This is a genomic window from Halostagnicola alkaliphila (assembly GCF_055379965.1).
On the sequence record NZ_AP043826.1, the window covers coordinates 656,401 to 670,988 of the forward strand.

A 14,588-nucleotide genomic window follows, 5' to 3' on the forward strand; every position below is an offset into this window, starting at 1 on the left:
AACCGGAGATATGCAGCGACGCCAGCTTCTCGGAACTATCTGCTTGGCTTCTACGGTGTCGATAGCCGGGTGTCTCGGAGACGATTCCCCGACCGCGTTGGATCCGCCGGATCACGACGCGGACCCCGAAACGTTGCCCTATCCGACACACGGCGCGGAACTCCCGACTGCGACGCTCCCGTCGCCGCTTCACGACCGATCGATATCGACGACGGAGTTCGTCGGCGATCGAGAAACCCTCCTGACCTTCGTCTTCACCCGGTGTCCCGGCCCGTGTCACTCGCTTACCTCGAGTCTCGCACACGTTCAGGCCGACGCGCTCGAGAACGGCTACGCCGACGAGGTCGCGCTCCTCCCGACGACGTTCGATCCCGAACACGACACCCCCGAAGAACTTCGATCGTTCTCCGAGTCAAACGGCGCGGATCCGGACGCCGGGAACTGGCAGTTCCTCCGGCCCGAATCGACGTCGGAGGCGGCGGCCGTCGTCAACGACGGCTTCGGCGTCGGATTCGAGAAAGTGCCGCTCGAGGAGGCCGAACACGACGACCACGACGAGCAAGAAAGCGACGACGACCACGACCAGGACAGCCACGACGAGCAAGAAAGCGACGACGACCACGACCAGGACAGCCACGACGAGCAAGAAGGCGAGGACCACGATAACGGCCACGACGGCGGAGATGACGAAACGACGTTCATCCACTCGAACCTCCTGTTGCTCGTCAACCGCGACGGCTACGTCGAGCGCGCGTACGGTCGCCAACCCCCTCGGCCGGACGAAGTTCTGACCGACCTCGCCGACGTGCGCGATCACTTCGCATGAACAGACGCGATATACTCGCCGGGCTCGGAAGCGTCGGCGTGCTCGGCACCAGCGCGGTCGTCTATTCGACGTTTCAAGCCGACGGGGACGTCGACCCGGTGACGGTCGAAACGCTCGAGGCTCCCGGTAGCGAAGCCGGCGAGGCGACCGTGCCGGAAGCCGGTCGCGTCACGTTTCTCGAGGTGTTCGCCACGTGGTGTTCGACCTGTCGTGGCATGATGCCGACGTTACAGGAGGTCCACGAACGGAGCGACGACGTTCGCTTTCTGTCCGTCTCCAACGAACCGCTCGGGACGACCGTCGAGCGAACGGACGTGGTGGAGTGGTGGCGGACACACGACGGATCCTGGACCGTCGGCGTCGACGCGGATCTCGTCTTGACGTCCGAACTCGACGTGAGAGCCGTCCCCGCCACGTTCGTTTTCGATGAACAGAATCGGATCGTCGACGCCGACACGGGGACCAAATCGGCCGATACGTTGCTCGAGTGGATCGAGTCTGCACGGGGGTGATCGCAATGGCGTCCTCGAGGAGTGTCGAGTTCGCCGATCGCGCGAACGAGAGCCCGTTCCGCGGAGTTCGCGCTTGCAGCGCCGCCTACGGAGCGCGTGTGTACAGTATCGCCTACGGAGCGCGTGTTCGCGGTGTCGCGACCAATGACGAGTGGCTATTCGAAAAATCGGTCGACCGTCCGGATGAACCTGTCGACGATCCGATTCGGCAGCGACGGCGAAACCGCCTCGAGGAGCTCGCCGGTGCGGTCGGGTCGTGCGAGTGCGAGCCGTACCGGGCTTTCGTTCGACTGTTCGACGATATCGTGTTCGACGAGAATGGACGTGTGCCACGAGATGGTGCTCCGGGCGAGCTCGAGTTCGTCGGCGAGGGTCGTCGGTTTTTGGGGCCCGTTCGCGTGAAGCCGAACGATGATCCCTCGAGCGCTTTCCCGGCGGAGGAACGCGAGCGCTCGTCGTTCCCACGGATCGAACGTCGGCTCGAAGTAGTGCGTCCGTCCGGCGACCTCCGTGGAGACGATGTCGTCCGCGCGGATCAGCCGCCGGAGGTGGTACTGGATCTGTCCGGTTGCGAGATCGAGGTCGCGCTCGAGGCGGCTGAAATGCACCCCGGGCGTCTCGTGGACGTGTGCCCTGATCCGATCTCGGGTGTCCGCCATTCTAGTTGTCCTCTGTTCGGTCGCGTACTAATGGTCGTCCCGGTTTCTCGACCGCTGGGAACGGTGGATGGGACAACTCATAATAGTCCGCTGTCAAATAGGTGTACGCAGTGATCGATCCGAGTTCCCTTCTGCACGTCCACCTCGAGAACGTCGAGGGATCCGTTTTACTCCTCTTCGTCGTTCTCGTCGCCGGCATCGGAACGGGGATCCTCTTCGTCGTGAGCCTCGCCGCGTACCGTCGACGGGGTACGACGCAGTACCTCCTCGTCAGCGTCGCCGTCGGGGCGCTGTTTAGCCGTTCGATCGTCGGAACGGGGACCGTTTTCGGCTACGTTCCGATGACGGTCCACCACTTCGTCGAACACAGTCTCGATTTCCTCATCGCGGCGATTATTCTGTACGCCGTGTACGTCCACGCGCCCGGATCGTTCACCGACGCGGAGACGTGACGCGTCGGAACGCCCGCGAGCTATCGGTACGATGCTATGAGACATCAGTACGGATCGTGAGACATCAGTACGGATCGTGAGACATCAGTACGGAACCGTGAGACATCAGTACGGAACCGTGACGCTCGAGACGCATCCGCGACCGCCGATCGGCGCGGTGCGGGAAAGCGTCGTAGTCGGACGATTCGGCGACTGCGATCCGTCTCGACGGCGGTTATTTCGATCGTAACTCCGTCTCGAGAACCAATAAAAACCGCTTCTCGAGAAATACGAGAACCGCTCAGTCCTGGCCGTTCAAGATGATATCCGCGACGCCGATGATCCGCTCGTCGGCCTCGAGTTCCGCTCGCGCTTCGTCGGGCACGGCGCTGTCGACGTTGTAGACGGTGAGCGCTTCGCCGCCGATGGTCTCGCGGGCGTTGAACATGCCGGCGATGTTGACGCCGTGTTTGCCCATCACCGAGCCGATGAGGCCGATAACGCCGGGCTCGTCGGTGTTTCGCGTGATGACCATCCGGCCGTGGGGGATCGCGTCGACGCGGTAGCCGTCGATGCGGACGATTCGGGGGTCGTTCCCGGCGAAGAGCGTTCCGTCGACGGAGACTTCCGAGTCGCCGTTGCCGACGGTGACCGAGATCAAGCCTTGGAAGTCCTCGGCCTGTCGGGTCTTCGATTCGGTGACGTCGACGCCGCGGTCCTCGGCGATCTGGGGCGCGTTGACGGCGTTGACCTGCCACTCGAGGGGTTCGAAGACGCCCTTGAGCGCACTCGCGGTGACGAACTCGACGTCTTCGTCGGCGATGTCGCCCTCGTAGGTGACCTCGACGCTCTCGATGCGGCCGTCGAGTAGTTGCGCGGAGACCTTCCCCGCGGTTTCGGCCAGGTCGATGTAGGGCTCGACGCGCGGGAACGCGCTCTCGTCGATCGAGGGTGCGTTGAGCGCGTTCGCGACCGGTTCGCTTTCGATGGCGGCGACGACCTGTTCTGCGGTCTGGGTGGCGACGTTCTCCTGGGCTGCCTCCGTCGACGCGCCGAGGTGTGGCGTGACGATCACGTCGTCGACGTACAGCAGCGGCGAATCCTCGGAGAGCGGTTCCTCGGCGAAGACGTCGAGTGCGGCTCCCTCGAGGGTGCCGTCTTCGACCTTCGCGGCGAGGGCGTCCTCGTCGACGACGCCGCCGCGGGCGCAGTTGATCAAGTAACCGCCCTCGAGCAGGTCGAGTTCCTCGTCGCTGATGAGACCCTCCGTTTCGGGGGTCAACGGCGTGTGGACGGTGACGAAGTCCGCGGCCTCGAGACACTCCTCGAACTCGACGAGCTCCGCGCCGATGCGGTCTGCGCGGTCCTCGGAGATGTAGGGGTCGTACGCGACGATGTCCATCCCCATCGAGTCGAGCTTTTTGGCGACTTCCTGGCCCACGCGACCGAGGCCGACGACGCCAAGGGTCTTGTCGTCGAGTTCGGTTCCGAGGTAGTCGCCCTTGGCCCACTCGCCGTCTTTGAGGCGGACGTGTGCTTGCGGAATCGAGCGCGCGGCCGCGAACGTCATCGCGACGGTGTGCTCGGCGGCGGCTCGAACGTTCCCTTCGGGCGCGTTCGCGACGATAACCCCCTCGTCGGTCGCCGCGTCGATGTCGATGTTGTCGACGCCGATTCCCGCTCGGCCGACGATAGCCAGTTCCTCGGCGGCCGCGAGGACGTCTTCGGTGACTTCGGTGCCCGAGCGAACGATCAGTCCGTTGGCGTCCGAAATCTCCTCGAGGAGCGCCTCGCCCTCGAGTTCGTATGCCGTTTCGACTTCGTAGCCGGCGTCCCTGAGTACCGCCAACCCTGCGTCGGCGATGGGATCCGTGACCAGAACCTTCATGCGCGAGTCAATTGCGTCGATAGGGTAAACCCTTCCGTTGTGTCCGAAGCTGGCGAAAGTTGCCGACGGAGCCGTTGGGCTCGGACAGCTCACCGCCCGTGTCGATCCGCGCGAGACGCCGTTCAGCGAAGACGAGCGCGCTCGTCTTCTGGTTCATCGGTGGTCCCGTCCCGTCGTCCCGCCTCCTCGTTCGGGAAGTGACACGCCGAACGGGCCTTCCCGACGCGTTGCTGGTCGGGTTTGGAGGCGGCACACTCCGGTTCCGCTATCGGACACCGCGTGTGGAACGCACAGCCGCTCGGTGGCGAGACGGGACTGGGGATCTCTCCCTCGAGACCGACGCCGTCCGACTCGCCCTCGAGCGACGGAATAGACTCGAGCAGCGCCTTCGTGTAGGGGTGGGCCGGCCGATCGAATACCTGCTCGGCGGGACCGACTTCCATCAGTTCGCCGAGGTACATCACTGCGACGCGATCCGTGACGTGTTCGACGACGTCGAGGTCGTGGGAGATGAGCAGATAGGTGAGACCCAGCTCGTCCTGCAGGTCTAACAGGAGATTGAGAATGCGGGCCTGAACGGAAACGTCGAGCGCTGAGACGGGTTCGTCGAAGACGACCAGCTGCGGGTCGAGTGCGATCGCGCGAGCGATCGCGACGCGTTGGATTTGCCCACCGGAAAGTTCGTGCGGGTAGCTATTCGCGTGACTCTCCGGCAAACGGACGAGATCGAGCAGTTCCGCGACCCGATCTTCGCGGCGACGGTCGTCCCACCCCCGAGCTCGCATGGGTTCGGCGATCGCCGCCTCGACGGTCAGTCGCGGATTGATGCTCGAGCGCGGGTTCTGGAACACGTACCCGACGCTCGCGAGGGTCTCGGCCGACCGATCGGTTGCCGATCCCATCCGCGTCCCCTCGAGTCGGACCGCTCCCGCCGTCGGCGTCTCGAGACCGGATACGAGTCCGGCGAGGGTCGATTTACCGCTCCCGCTCTCGCCGACGAGCCCGAGCGTTTCCCCCTCGCGGATCTCGAGGTCGACCTCGGAGACCGCCGCGAGCTCCCGATCGTTCCCCAGCAGCCGATCGAGGACGGTGTCGTCGAGACTGAAGCGCTTGGAGACGCCCCGGAGCTCGAGAAGCGGTTCCGCGTCGGAGGCGTGTCCGAGACCGGATGCGTCGGTGGCGTTCTCGGGGCCGGACGGGTCGGAGGCGTGTTCGAGACCGGATGCGTCGGAGTTGCGGCCGTGTCCGAATGTGTCGGCGGCGTTGCCGAGATCGGATGCGTCGGCGATGTCGACATCTTGTGCCCCATCGCTTCGAGCGCGCTCGTTCCACGCGTACTCGCGACTCGAGGGCTCAGTACCCGCCGGCGTGTTCGAGTCGGTACCTCGGCTCCCGGCGGTTCGGCTCGAGTCGAACACGATCGGTTCGCCACACGCCGCGGTGCCGCCCGTCCCGTCCGTGCCTGTAACCTCTCCGCTACCGATGTCGACGAGCGGTATCTCGCCGGTTCGACACGAATCCGTCGCGTGGGGACAGCGGGGCGCAAACGAACAGCCGTCGCGCTCTCCGAGCAGGTCGGGAACCGCGCCGTCGATGGTGGGAAGTCTCGACTTTCGCTCGGATTCTCGGGTCAGACATTCGAGGAGGGCTCGCGTATACGGATGGCGCGGGTCCTCGAGAATGCGTTCGGTCGGACCGGTTTCCATCACCTCGCCGGCGTACATCACGACGATGCGATCGCAGATGTCGGCGACGACGCCGATGTCGTGGCTGATTAGAACCATCGCGAGGTCTCGATCGGCGTTGAGCCGCCGAAGCCGCTCGAGGATCTGTGCCTGCGTCGTCGTATCGAGCGCCGTCGTCGGTTCGTCGGCGATCAGGAGATCGGGGTCCGAGGCGAGTGCGATCGCGAGGCCGGCCCGCTGGCGCATTCCGCCCGAGAGTTCGTGCGGATACGCATCGACGCGGTCCTCGGGGCTTGCGATCCCGACCGCTTCCATGAGTTCGACCGCCCGGTAGCGTTTTTCCCGCCAGTCGGACCGGCGGCTGAACAGGGGCGCGTGGAGGTAATCGAGCAAGCGCTGAGAGTCCGGCTCGTCGTGAACCTTGAGCGATTCGGCGATCTGTTCGCCCACGTCGAAGACGGGGTTCAAGGTTTCTGTCGGGTCCTGAAACACCATCGAGACGGTGTCGCCGCGAAGCCGTCGGAGCGCTCGAGCCGGCGCGTCGGTGACTTCGGTCCCGTCGATCCGGACGGATCCCCGGACGATCTCGCCGGGATCCTCGAGGCCGACGATCGAACGCGCGGTGACGGACTTGCCGCAGCCGCTTTCGCCGACGACGCCGACGATTTCGCCGCGGTCGACGGCGAACGAAACGCCGTCGACGGCGCGAACGATTCCCTCGCGGGTCCGAAACTGCGTGTGGAGGTCGTTGACGGTGAGCAGATTTGTCATAGTTACGTGAGTTTCTCGGTCGTCGCGTCGTGTTTCGGGTCGAGCACGTCACGGAGGCCGTCGCCGAGCAGGTTGAACCCGAGAACGGTCAGCATGATCGCGACGCCCGGAACGTTCGCGATCCACCAGGCGTCCCGCAGGTGGTGGCGGCCGGCCGAAAGCATCGTCCCCCATTCGGGCGTCGGCGGTTGCGCGCCGAGTCCGATAAACGAGAGCCCGGCGGTCCCGAGGATCACCGTTCCCAGGTTCAGCGTCGCCAGGACGACGACCGGGCTGGCGACGTTCGGCAGGAGGTGTCGAATCGCGATCCGAACCCGGGAGACGCCCATCAGGTGCGCCGCACGAACGAACTCGCGTTCTTTCGTCGAGAGGACGCTGGCCCGGACGACTCGGGCGTAGGACGCCCAGCCGACGACGGCGAGCGCGATCATCACGTTCTGCAGGCTCGGGCCGAGAATGCCGGCGATCACGAGCGCCAGAACGAGTCCCGGGAACGCGAGTTGGACGTCGACGAGTCGCATCAGGAATTCGTCGATCCAGCCCCCGAGATAGCCCGCGACCAACCCGATCACCGTCCCCAACACGAGTCTGATCGCGGTCACGGCGAGGGCGATTCCCAGCGAGAGGCGCGCTCCGTAGAGCAGCCTCGAGAAGACGTCCCGACCGAGCTGATCGGTGCCGAACGGATGCGCGAGCGAGGGTCCCTGCAATCGATTGGCGAGATCCTGCGCCGTCGGATCGTAGGGGGCGACGACGGGCCCGATCGCCGCCGCGATCGCGATCGTTCCGACGACGGCGAGTCCGGCGACGTTGAACGGGTTCGCGAGAAACGCTCGGAGCTCCCTCGAGGTGCGTAGCGACCGAAAACGGCGTCGAACGACGGTCGCGAACGCGCCCGCTTTCCCGTTCACGCCGTCTCACCGCCGAGCGAGACTCGCGGATCGAGGTACTGGTAGGCGACGTCGACCAAGAGATTTGTCGCGACGAATATCAGCGCGGTAAAGAGGGCGATTCCCTGCACGACGGGGTAGTTACGCTCGAAGACGGCGTCGACCAGCAACATTCCGATCCCGGGTCGCTGAAAGACGATCTCGACGACGACCGCGCCGTTGAGCAGCGATCCGAACTGGAGCCCGACGATCGTCACGACGGGGAGTATTGCGTTCCTGAAGGCGTGTTTGTAGACGACGATCCGCTCTCGAAGCCCCTTCGATCGAGCGGTATCGACGTACGGATCCTCGAGGACCTCGAGCATCGAGGTTCTGACGAGCCGGGTGACGACGGCGGCCAGTCCGGTACCGAGCGTGATCGCGGGCAGGACGAGTTGGCCGTAACTCCCCGCGCCGGCGACGGGGAGGACGCCGAGAGTCAACGCGAAGACCATGATGAGCAGGTATCCCAGCCAGAAGTTCGGCATCGAAACGCCGATCAGCGCGCCGAGCTGGCTGGCGTGATCGACGGCGGTCCCCCGATGAACGGCGCTGAACACGCCGGCGGGGACGGCGACCGCGAGGCCGACGGCCATCGACGCGACGGCCAACTCGAGGGTTAGCGGGAGCGCGTCGACGATCAGCGTCGAGACGGGGGTATCGGTGTAGTACGACGTCCCGAAATCGCCTCGAAGCACGTCGCTCACCCATTCGAGATACTGGATCGGAACCGGTTCGTCGAGCCCCTCCTGGGCGCGGAAGGCGTCGATCTCCCGTTGGGACGGCTGGCGCTCGAGTTGCTGGCGGAGGATCACTTCGGCGGGGTCGCCGGGGGTCAGAAAGACCAACCCGTACGTGACGATCGAGACGCCGAACATGACGACGAGCGACGTTCCGAATCGGTATGCGAGGTAGTTGTACATCGGTGTGTTCGTTCCTTACGACTCTCTCCGAAGATCGGTCCACTCGGTGAGTCGATCGATGGGGTGGTGGCCGATCCCCTCGATGGCGGCGTCGGCGGCGACGACGTACTCCTGGAAGTAAAGCGGGATGACGACCGCCTCCTCTACGATCCGTCGTTGAGCCTCGACGTACGCCGTTTCCGTCTCCTCGGGATCTCGGGACTGGAATCCCGTCTCGATTAGTTCGTCGACCTCTCCCCCGAGGTTGTGGAGCCCCGTTCCCTCGTTCTCGTGTCGATCTATATTGCTGATGCCCAGCGAGTGAAAGTTTTCCCACATGATGTAGTCGGCCGCCGGACTGTTCGATTGCGATCCTCTGATCCTGAGATGGAACTCCCCGCTGTCGACCCGATCGTCGAGGGAGGCTTGCTCGAGCACTTCGATGTCGACGTCGACGCCGATATCGTCGAACGCCGAGTCGAGTCGCTGGGCGATGAGATCCCCATCGTCCATATCGTTCTCGACGAGACAGGACAGCTCCTCGCCGTCGTAGGAGGACTGTTCGAGGAGCTCGCGGGCGGCGGCGTGATCCCGCTCGTAGGTCGTGAGCTCCTCGTCTGCGGCCCAGTCGATCACCGTCGAGATGGGGCCGTCGGCCGCGATTCCGATCCCCTCGAGCAACGAGTCGACGATCTCCTCCTGGGAAATCGCGTGGTTCAGCGCCCGCCGAAGCGCGGCGTCGTCGGTCGGCTCGTTGTACAGGTTGATCGAGACGTACGTCGACCCCGGAGACTGCTCGGTCTCGAGGGCGATGTCGTCGTCCGCTCGGAACGAGGAGACGCGACTCTTGGCGGGGTCGTAGATGACGTCGACGTCTCCGGACTCGAGGAGGTTCGTCCGCGTCGTCGCGTCCTCGGCCGCTCGGAACGTGAGCTCGTCCGGTTCGGGCTCGCCGCCCCAGTAGTCCTCGAACGCCGCGACCTCGAGCCGTTGGCCATCGACCATCTCTTCTAAGGTGAACGGCCCGGTGCCGATGACGTTCCCCGCTCTGGGCTCGGCTTCGGGCGGATGAATGTCGATCATGTTGTGGGCGATCGTGCCGGGAAACCCGGGGAAGGGATCGGTGTTTTCGAACTCGACGGTGTACTCGTCGATCTTCTCGACGCTGTTTGGCTCGAGGTGGAGCCAGCCGTAAACGACGTCGCCGCGCTCGGTCAGGATGTCGTCCTCGAAGGTCGTGACCACGTCGTCTGCGGTCATCTCCTCGCCGTTGTGGAAGCTGACTCCCTCCCGGAGTTCGAACACCCACGTGGTGTCGCCGGTCGCCTCCCAGTCGGTCGCCAGCCACGGCTCGGGCTGCATGTCTTCGGTTCCCCAGACGAGCGGTTCGACGACGCGGGTCCAGTACGGCGTCATCCCGCCCCAGTTGTCCCACGAATCCCCGGTTCCGGTCGGGTCCATGTGCGGGACGATCGTGAACGATCCCGATTCGTTTGCGCTTCCTTCCGCGCAGCCGGCGAGACCCGCAACCGTTGTCGCGCCGATTCCACCGAGCAACTGACGGCGTGAAACTGTTGATTCCATCGTTATAATAAAAATCAAGTTAATATTAATAACTCTTGCTAATCTATATTATGATGTTATTACTAGAACGAGTCAACCTGCGATCGGTTCGAGGCGACCCAGCGAACTTCCGTGAGCGCCACATCGGCGCAGAATGTTCGAGGACCAATACCCTCGACAGCCGGTCCGGTACGCGAATTTCGGTCGGCGCGAACGCGTCGCGAGAGAACGCAGTGGGACGAAGCGATCGACCGTCGGTAGCGACAATCATGAAATTCGGGTTTCAGTAGTGAAAGTCAGGTTGTAAAGATACCGGTCGATCGCGATCGACGATGTTCGAACAGCGCCAGCATTCACGAACACAGCGCTGCCGCGGAGGAGGTTCGGCCGATGCTGACGAACGCACCGGCCGGTGTCCGTCGAGTCGTTTCCCCGAAAACGAAAGCCGTGCCGGCGGACTGCAGCCCGTACTCCATTGCGGATGTACGGTCGCCGCCATCCATGACGTGTCGTCCGCGAGTTTGCCCGTCTTCAGCGCCGCGACGAGTGCGTCTTGATCGTCGACTGGACCGCGGGTGCTGATGCCGTCACCGGGATTTCCGCCGTGTCGTAGACCGTAATCGGTGATTCGTCCGGCCGAAAAGGGAACTGGAAGGCACAACCGGGTTCCGGAAAATGCGATCGTCCTCGACAATTTCCACCCGGTGGCGTGGTGTTCGGTCTCGAGAGGCGCAGTTCTCCTACAACAGGATCGATCCCCATATAGAGACTGCAGCCTGCCCGATCAGGAGCATCAACGTGCCGCCGAGCCGCGAGGACATCTGTGCGAACGCCATCAGTTCCATCCGTTCGGCGGCCGCGAGGGTCGCCACGTCACCCGAGCCGCCCATGTTGACCATACAGAGGCCGCCACAGAGCGCCGCTTCGATCGGGAACATGCCGAAGAGATAGCCGACGAGCCCGGCTCCGACCGCCCCGCCGATGACGACGAGGATCACGATGGCGAAGTACGTCGGCGTAATCATCTCGATGAGGACGTCGATGTCGATAAGAGCCATCCCGATCGCGAGCAAGAGCGGGCCGACGAAGCCCGCGACCATGAAGTCGTAGAAGTGGCCCGCACCGTCTTCTAACCGATCTGGGAACACTTGAAAAATCTTGATTCCGACCGCAAGCAGGATCATAATCGCGAACGGATGAATCGGGATGACGTTCGCAAGAAGATAGCCGAGTATCAACAGTCCCATTGCGATCATCCATCCGGTGACGATCGTATTCTCGGTGAGCTTAACGCTGGAGTCTTCGGTCTCGGCCGCGGATTCCGACATCCACTTCTCTTTCGGCATGACGACACCGTCCCCGCTCAGCGACGGCCGAAGCTTCCCGATTCGGTTCGCGATTGCGGCGAAGAGGATCCCCGCCATGTTGCCGAGGATGATCACTGGGGCGATGATCGAGAACATTTGTTCGAAACTCGTCCCCGTCTCGCTCGCGTAGATTTCGCTCAACGGGATCCCGCCCGCACCCATCCCGCCGCCGAAGACGGGGATCAGTATCGTCAACAGCGCATCGAGACCGCCGTAGCCCAGAACGGCCCCTGAAACGTAGGCAGTCAACGCGGCGATCACCAGCCCGCCGACGACCGCGGGTGCGTATATCGGAAGCGCCTTGACCAGATACGACCGGGGCATCGAGAGGATACTCCCCGTGATCAACGCGGCGATGAACCAGTCGAGCATGTTCGAGCTATCCTGCAGGAACCCCTCGATGGTCTGGTACGATTCCGCGGGGATCAGCGAGTAGTAGTTTATCAGCAGTCCCAGAACGAGACAGAGAACCAGTCCGCCGCCGAACCACGTACGCCAGACCGGAACGCGATCGCCGATGAAGACGGTGATTCCCGATACGACGAGCAAAAAGGCCGTCGCGCCGACCATGTCGTCCGGAAGGTCGCCGGTGTAGATAGCCGTGAGAACGGTGAGAAGAAGTGGCAGATAGATGTACAGCGGAACCCCGTACGCGATCTCCGCTCGCAACAGAGATGATTCTGAACTGTCTCGGTATTGATTAATTGTATTGTACATTCATATAATGACTGTCAAGCCATATCATTAAGGGATTTCGATCGTATTGAATATGGTGATTTATAATGTATATATGGGGCTGGAACCGGAAAATAGGTTGTAAAAGGTACTACGGCACCAGTATCGAACGGTACCACCTCGACCCGGCAAAAGATGGTTTTTTCCAGTCCACAAGTGATGGTGTACTATGGAGAACGTCCTGATCGTTCAAACCGGAAACGAACTCGACCAGCCCCTCCTCGAGACGGCGGCGGATCACGTCAGGGGAACTACAAAGGAGGTGCTCGTCTGCGTCTCGATAGATAGCGATCGAGTTCAGAACGAGCTCCAACGCCAGGCCAGACCCGATCGAACCCTCGAGGAGATAAAACGGACCAGACGAGAGGACGCGGCGGAACTCGCGGATACGATCTTCGGTTCGGAGATTCCGTACACGGTTCGAGAGGTCGTCGGACGGATTCCCGGCGACGTCCTGGATATTGCGACGGAAGAAGAGTGCGATCACATCTTCGTGAGCGGAAAGCAACGATCGCCGGCCGGGAAGGCGATTTTCGGCGATGTCGCGCAGTCGATCATTCTCGAGTTCGACGGACCGGTCACCGTAATTACGTCGTAATCTGCTCGTGATTGGGTTAGGAGCCGGTGCAGTCATTGGCACGTTGCGTTCTGAAATCCGACACGGCCGATCAAATCGTCACCATCACCGCGCCCACGACGATCAGTCCGGCACCGACGACGACGCCTCTCGTCACCCGCTCGAGATCCCGAAGCAACACGGCCGCGAACACGAGGGTGAAAAACGGAGCGGTCGCGACGAGCGGATCCACGATGGCGATTCGGCCCGCTTCGAGTCCCAGCGCGGCCATCAACGACAACATCGCGACGCTCGTCAGGAGCCCGGCACCGACGAAATAGGTGTAGCTCTCCCGCGGCCGCGAGAGGATTTTCCGCCGATTCGTGGCGATCGCGAACGCGACGAGTGCGACCAACCCCGCGGTCTCGTTTATCGCTACCGCCTCGAGCGCCGATATCGGACTCTCGAGCATGCCGTACCGGCGGGCGACGTTGGCCACGGCGAACGTCATCGCAGCCAGCAGCGGCCACAGGAGGTCCCGCGGTTGCCAGCCCGCCAGGTCGCCGCCCCTGGCGGTCGTGAGCACGGAAAGTCCAATCACGATCACGACGATCCCGAGGCCGGTTATCGGGCCGAACGGCTCCTCGAGGGCGAAGAGGGCGATGACCGTCGCGAACAGCGGTCGCGTGCTCAATATCGCGCTGTTGAGACTCGCACCGACTCTGTCGACGCCGACGAAGATCGCGATTCGACCGATCCCGGTTCCGACGACGCCCGCGAAGACGAAGACGGCCGCGATCTCGAGCGTGAGCCCCGAGAACGCGTCTCGGCCGTAGACCGCGGCGATGACGAGCCAGTAGATCGTCGAGTCGACGAGGACGACAACCAGCGATGCCTGAACCGAATCCCCGCCCGCGGCCATCCCTCGTTTATCGAAAATGGGGGAAAACCCCCAGAACAGCGCGGTGAGCACTGCGAGGGCGACGGCCTCGGGGGTACCAGCCGTCATAGCGGACCGTGCCCCGTCATCGGTGATCGCGTCCCGTCGTGGCCGGCCACACCTTCGTACGGCCGCCTCGCCCTTCGATTCGATCCATCGTGCAAGGCTGGGGAGACGAGTCGAATTAGTGTTCCCCTTCGAGAGCGGCCATGGTGGCGAGCGCCGGTCGCTGACTCGTTCTGGGGAACAATGAGCAATTCTTTATTCGTCGGTCGCCGACGTTCGGCCGATGGTGAGCCGCCGTCACCGAGGCCGGGATCGTGACACCGACGAGTACGGCGTCGATTCCTCGCGGTACTCCCTCTCGAGATACCTTTCCCCGTTCGTTCCGTCAGCGCTCGCCAGGCGGGCGGTCGTCGTTTCCGTCTCGACCGACCGGGACGTCTACGAACGCGGCGACCCAGTCGAAGTCACCGCCGAGTTCAAGAACCGGCTTCCGGTTCCGATCGAACTCGAGACCCCGAGCCGACGCCGCTGGGGCTGGAGCGTCGACGGCTTCCTCGAGGCGTCAGACGAACGGCTTTACACCCGGTCGTCCCCCTCGGTGTTCCGATTCCGGGGCGGCGAACGAAAACGCGTTTCGTTCGTCTGGAACGGTCGACTCGAGTACACTCGCGGCCGACACGAATCGGTCCGTCCCGAGCCGGGCGAACACGAAATTCGCGTGTTCGTCGCGACGCAGGGGGAACGCGATCCGAGCGATACGACGACGATCACGCTCGACTGAGGTCCTCGTGACTATCAGTCGCCACCGATTTTCTCGA

At 63.4% G+C, this 14,588-nt stretch carries 14 protein-coding genes; 5 read left to right on the top strand and 9 right to left on the bottom strand.

The genetic code is table 11. The features are described 5' to 3' along the window. Window positions 1-10 precede the first annotated feature (10 nt). Together ACZ5C7_RS08375 and ACZ5C7_RS08380 are read left to right on the top strand one after the other, a co-directional pair. Window positions 11-826, top strand: a complete 816-nt coding sequence (locus ACZ5C7_RS08375; RefSeq protein ID WP_464375880.1) for an SCO family protein — start codon at window positions 11-13, stop codon at window positions 824-826. Then, window positions 823-1,338, top strand: a complete 516-nt coding sequence (locus tag ACZ5C7_RS08380; protein WP_464375881.1) for a TlpA family protein disulfide reductase — start codon at window positions 823-825, stop codon at window positions 1,336-1,338. Before ACZ5C7_RS08375 ends, ACZ5C7_RS08380 begins: the two co-directional genes overlap by 4 nt. Before the next feature lie 155 nt (window positions 1,339-1,493). On the opposite strand, the gene ACZ5C7_RS08385 is transcribed toward ACZ5C7_RS08380, so the two are convergent. Beyond that, window positions 1,494-1,997 (bottom strand): winged helix-turn-helix transcriptional regulator, encoded by a 504-nt coding sequence (locus tag ACZ5C7_RS08385; protein WP_464375882.1) that lies wholly within the window; start codon window positions 1,995-1,997, stop codon window positions 1,494-1,496. A 110-nt stretch (window positions 1,998-2,107) separates the two neighbouring features. Here ACZ5C7_RS08385 and ACZ5C7_RS08390 point away from each other — a divergent pair, with 110 nt between their 5' ends. After that, a complete protein-coding gene (locus ACZ5C7_RS08390; RefSeq protein ID WP_464375883.1) occupies window positions 2,108-2,449 on the top strand; it encodes a DUF7471 family protein in 342 nt (113 codons plus the stop codon). Between the two features lie 280 nt (window positions 2,450-2,729). Here the strand turns inward: ACZ5C7_RS08390 and serA are convergent, their stop codons facing one another. The 7 genes from serA to ACZ5C7_RS08425 all read right to left on the bottom strand — a co-directional run bounded on the left by serA (window position 2,730) and on the right by ACZ5C7_RS08425 (window position 12,202). Further along, entirely contained in the window at window positions 2,730-4,316 is a 1,587-nt protein-coding gene (gene serA, locus ACZ5C7_RS08395; RefSeq protein ID WP_464375884.1) for a phosphoglycerate dehydrogenase, read from the bottom strand. Between the two features lie 122 nt (window positions 4,317-4,438). Then, window positions 4,439-6,772: a dipeptide ABC transporter ATP-binding protein gene (locus tag ACZ5C7_RS08400; RefSeq protein ID WP_464375885.1), complete on the bottom strand. Its 2,334-nt coding sequence runs from the start codon at window positions 6,770-6,772 to the stop codon at window positions 4,439-4,441. A 2-nt stretch (window positions 6,773-6,774) separates the two neighbouring features. Next, entirely contained in the window at window positions 6,775-7,683 is a 909-nt protein-coding gene (gene nikC / locus ACZ5C7_RS08405) for a nickel transporter permease (RefSeq protein WP_464375886.1), read from the bottom strand. Next, window positions 7,680-8,624 carry a nickel ABC transporter permease gene (gene nikB / locus ACZ5C7_RS08410; protein ID WP_464375887.1) on the bottom strand — a complete coding sequence of 315 codons (945 nt, stop codon included), beginning with the start codon at window positions 8,622-8,624 and terminating at the stop codon, window positions 7,680-7,682. Before nikB ends, nikC begins: the two co-directional genes overlap by 4 nt. Before the next feature lie 15 nt (window positions 8,625-8,639). Continuing rightward, window positions 8,640-10,187, bottom strand: coding sequence for an ABC transporter substrate-binding protein (locus ACZ5C7_RS08415; protein WP_464375888.1), 1,548 nt, complete (start codon window positions 10,185-10,187; stop codon window positions 8,640-8,642). Between the two features lie 332 nt (window positions 10,188-10,519). After that, entirely contained in the window at window positions 10,520-10,669 is a 150-nt protein-coding gene (locus ACZ5C7_RS08420) for a hypothetical protein (RefSeq protein WP_464375889.1), read from the bottom strand. 237 nt (window positions 10,670-10,906) lie between these two features. After that, on the bottom strand, window positions 10,907-12,202 hold the full coding sequence (locus tag ACZ5C7_RS08425; RefSeq protein WP_464375890.1) for a 2-hydroxycarboxylate transporter family protein: 1,296 nt from the start codon (window positions 12,200-12,202) through the stop codon (window positions 10,907-10,909). A gap of 235 nt (window positions 12,203-12,437) precedes the next feature. Between ACZ5C7_RS08425 and ACZ5C7_RS08430 the strand changes: the two genes are divergently transcribed. Beyond that, entirely contained in the window at window positions 12,438-12,866 is a 429-nt protein-coding gene (locus ACZ5C7_RS08430; RefSeq protein WP_464375891.1) for a universal stress protein, read from the top strand. Between the two features lie 70 nt (window positions 12,867-12,936). Here the strand turns inward: ACZ5C7_RS08430 and ACZ5C7_RS08435 are convergent, their stop codons facing one another. Then, window positions 12,937-13,833, bottom strand: a complete 897-nt coding sequence (locus ACZ5C7_RS08435; RefSeq protein ID WP_464375892.1) for an EamA family transporter — start codon at window positions 13,831-13,833, stop codon at window positions 12,937-12,939. Between the two features lie 220 nt (window positions 13,834-14,053). Between ACZ5C7_RS08435 and ACZ5C7_RS08440 the strand changes: the two genes are divergently transcribed. After that, window positions 14,054-14,551, top strand: a complete 498-nt coding sequence (locus ACZ5C7_RS08440) for a hypothetical protein (RefSeq protein WP_464375893.1) — start codon at window positions 14,054-14,056, stop codon at window positions 14,549-14,551. Window positions 14,552-14,588 lie beyond the last annotated feature (37 nt).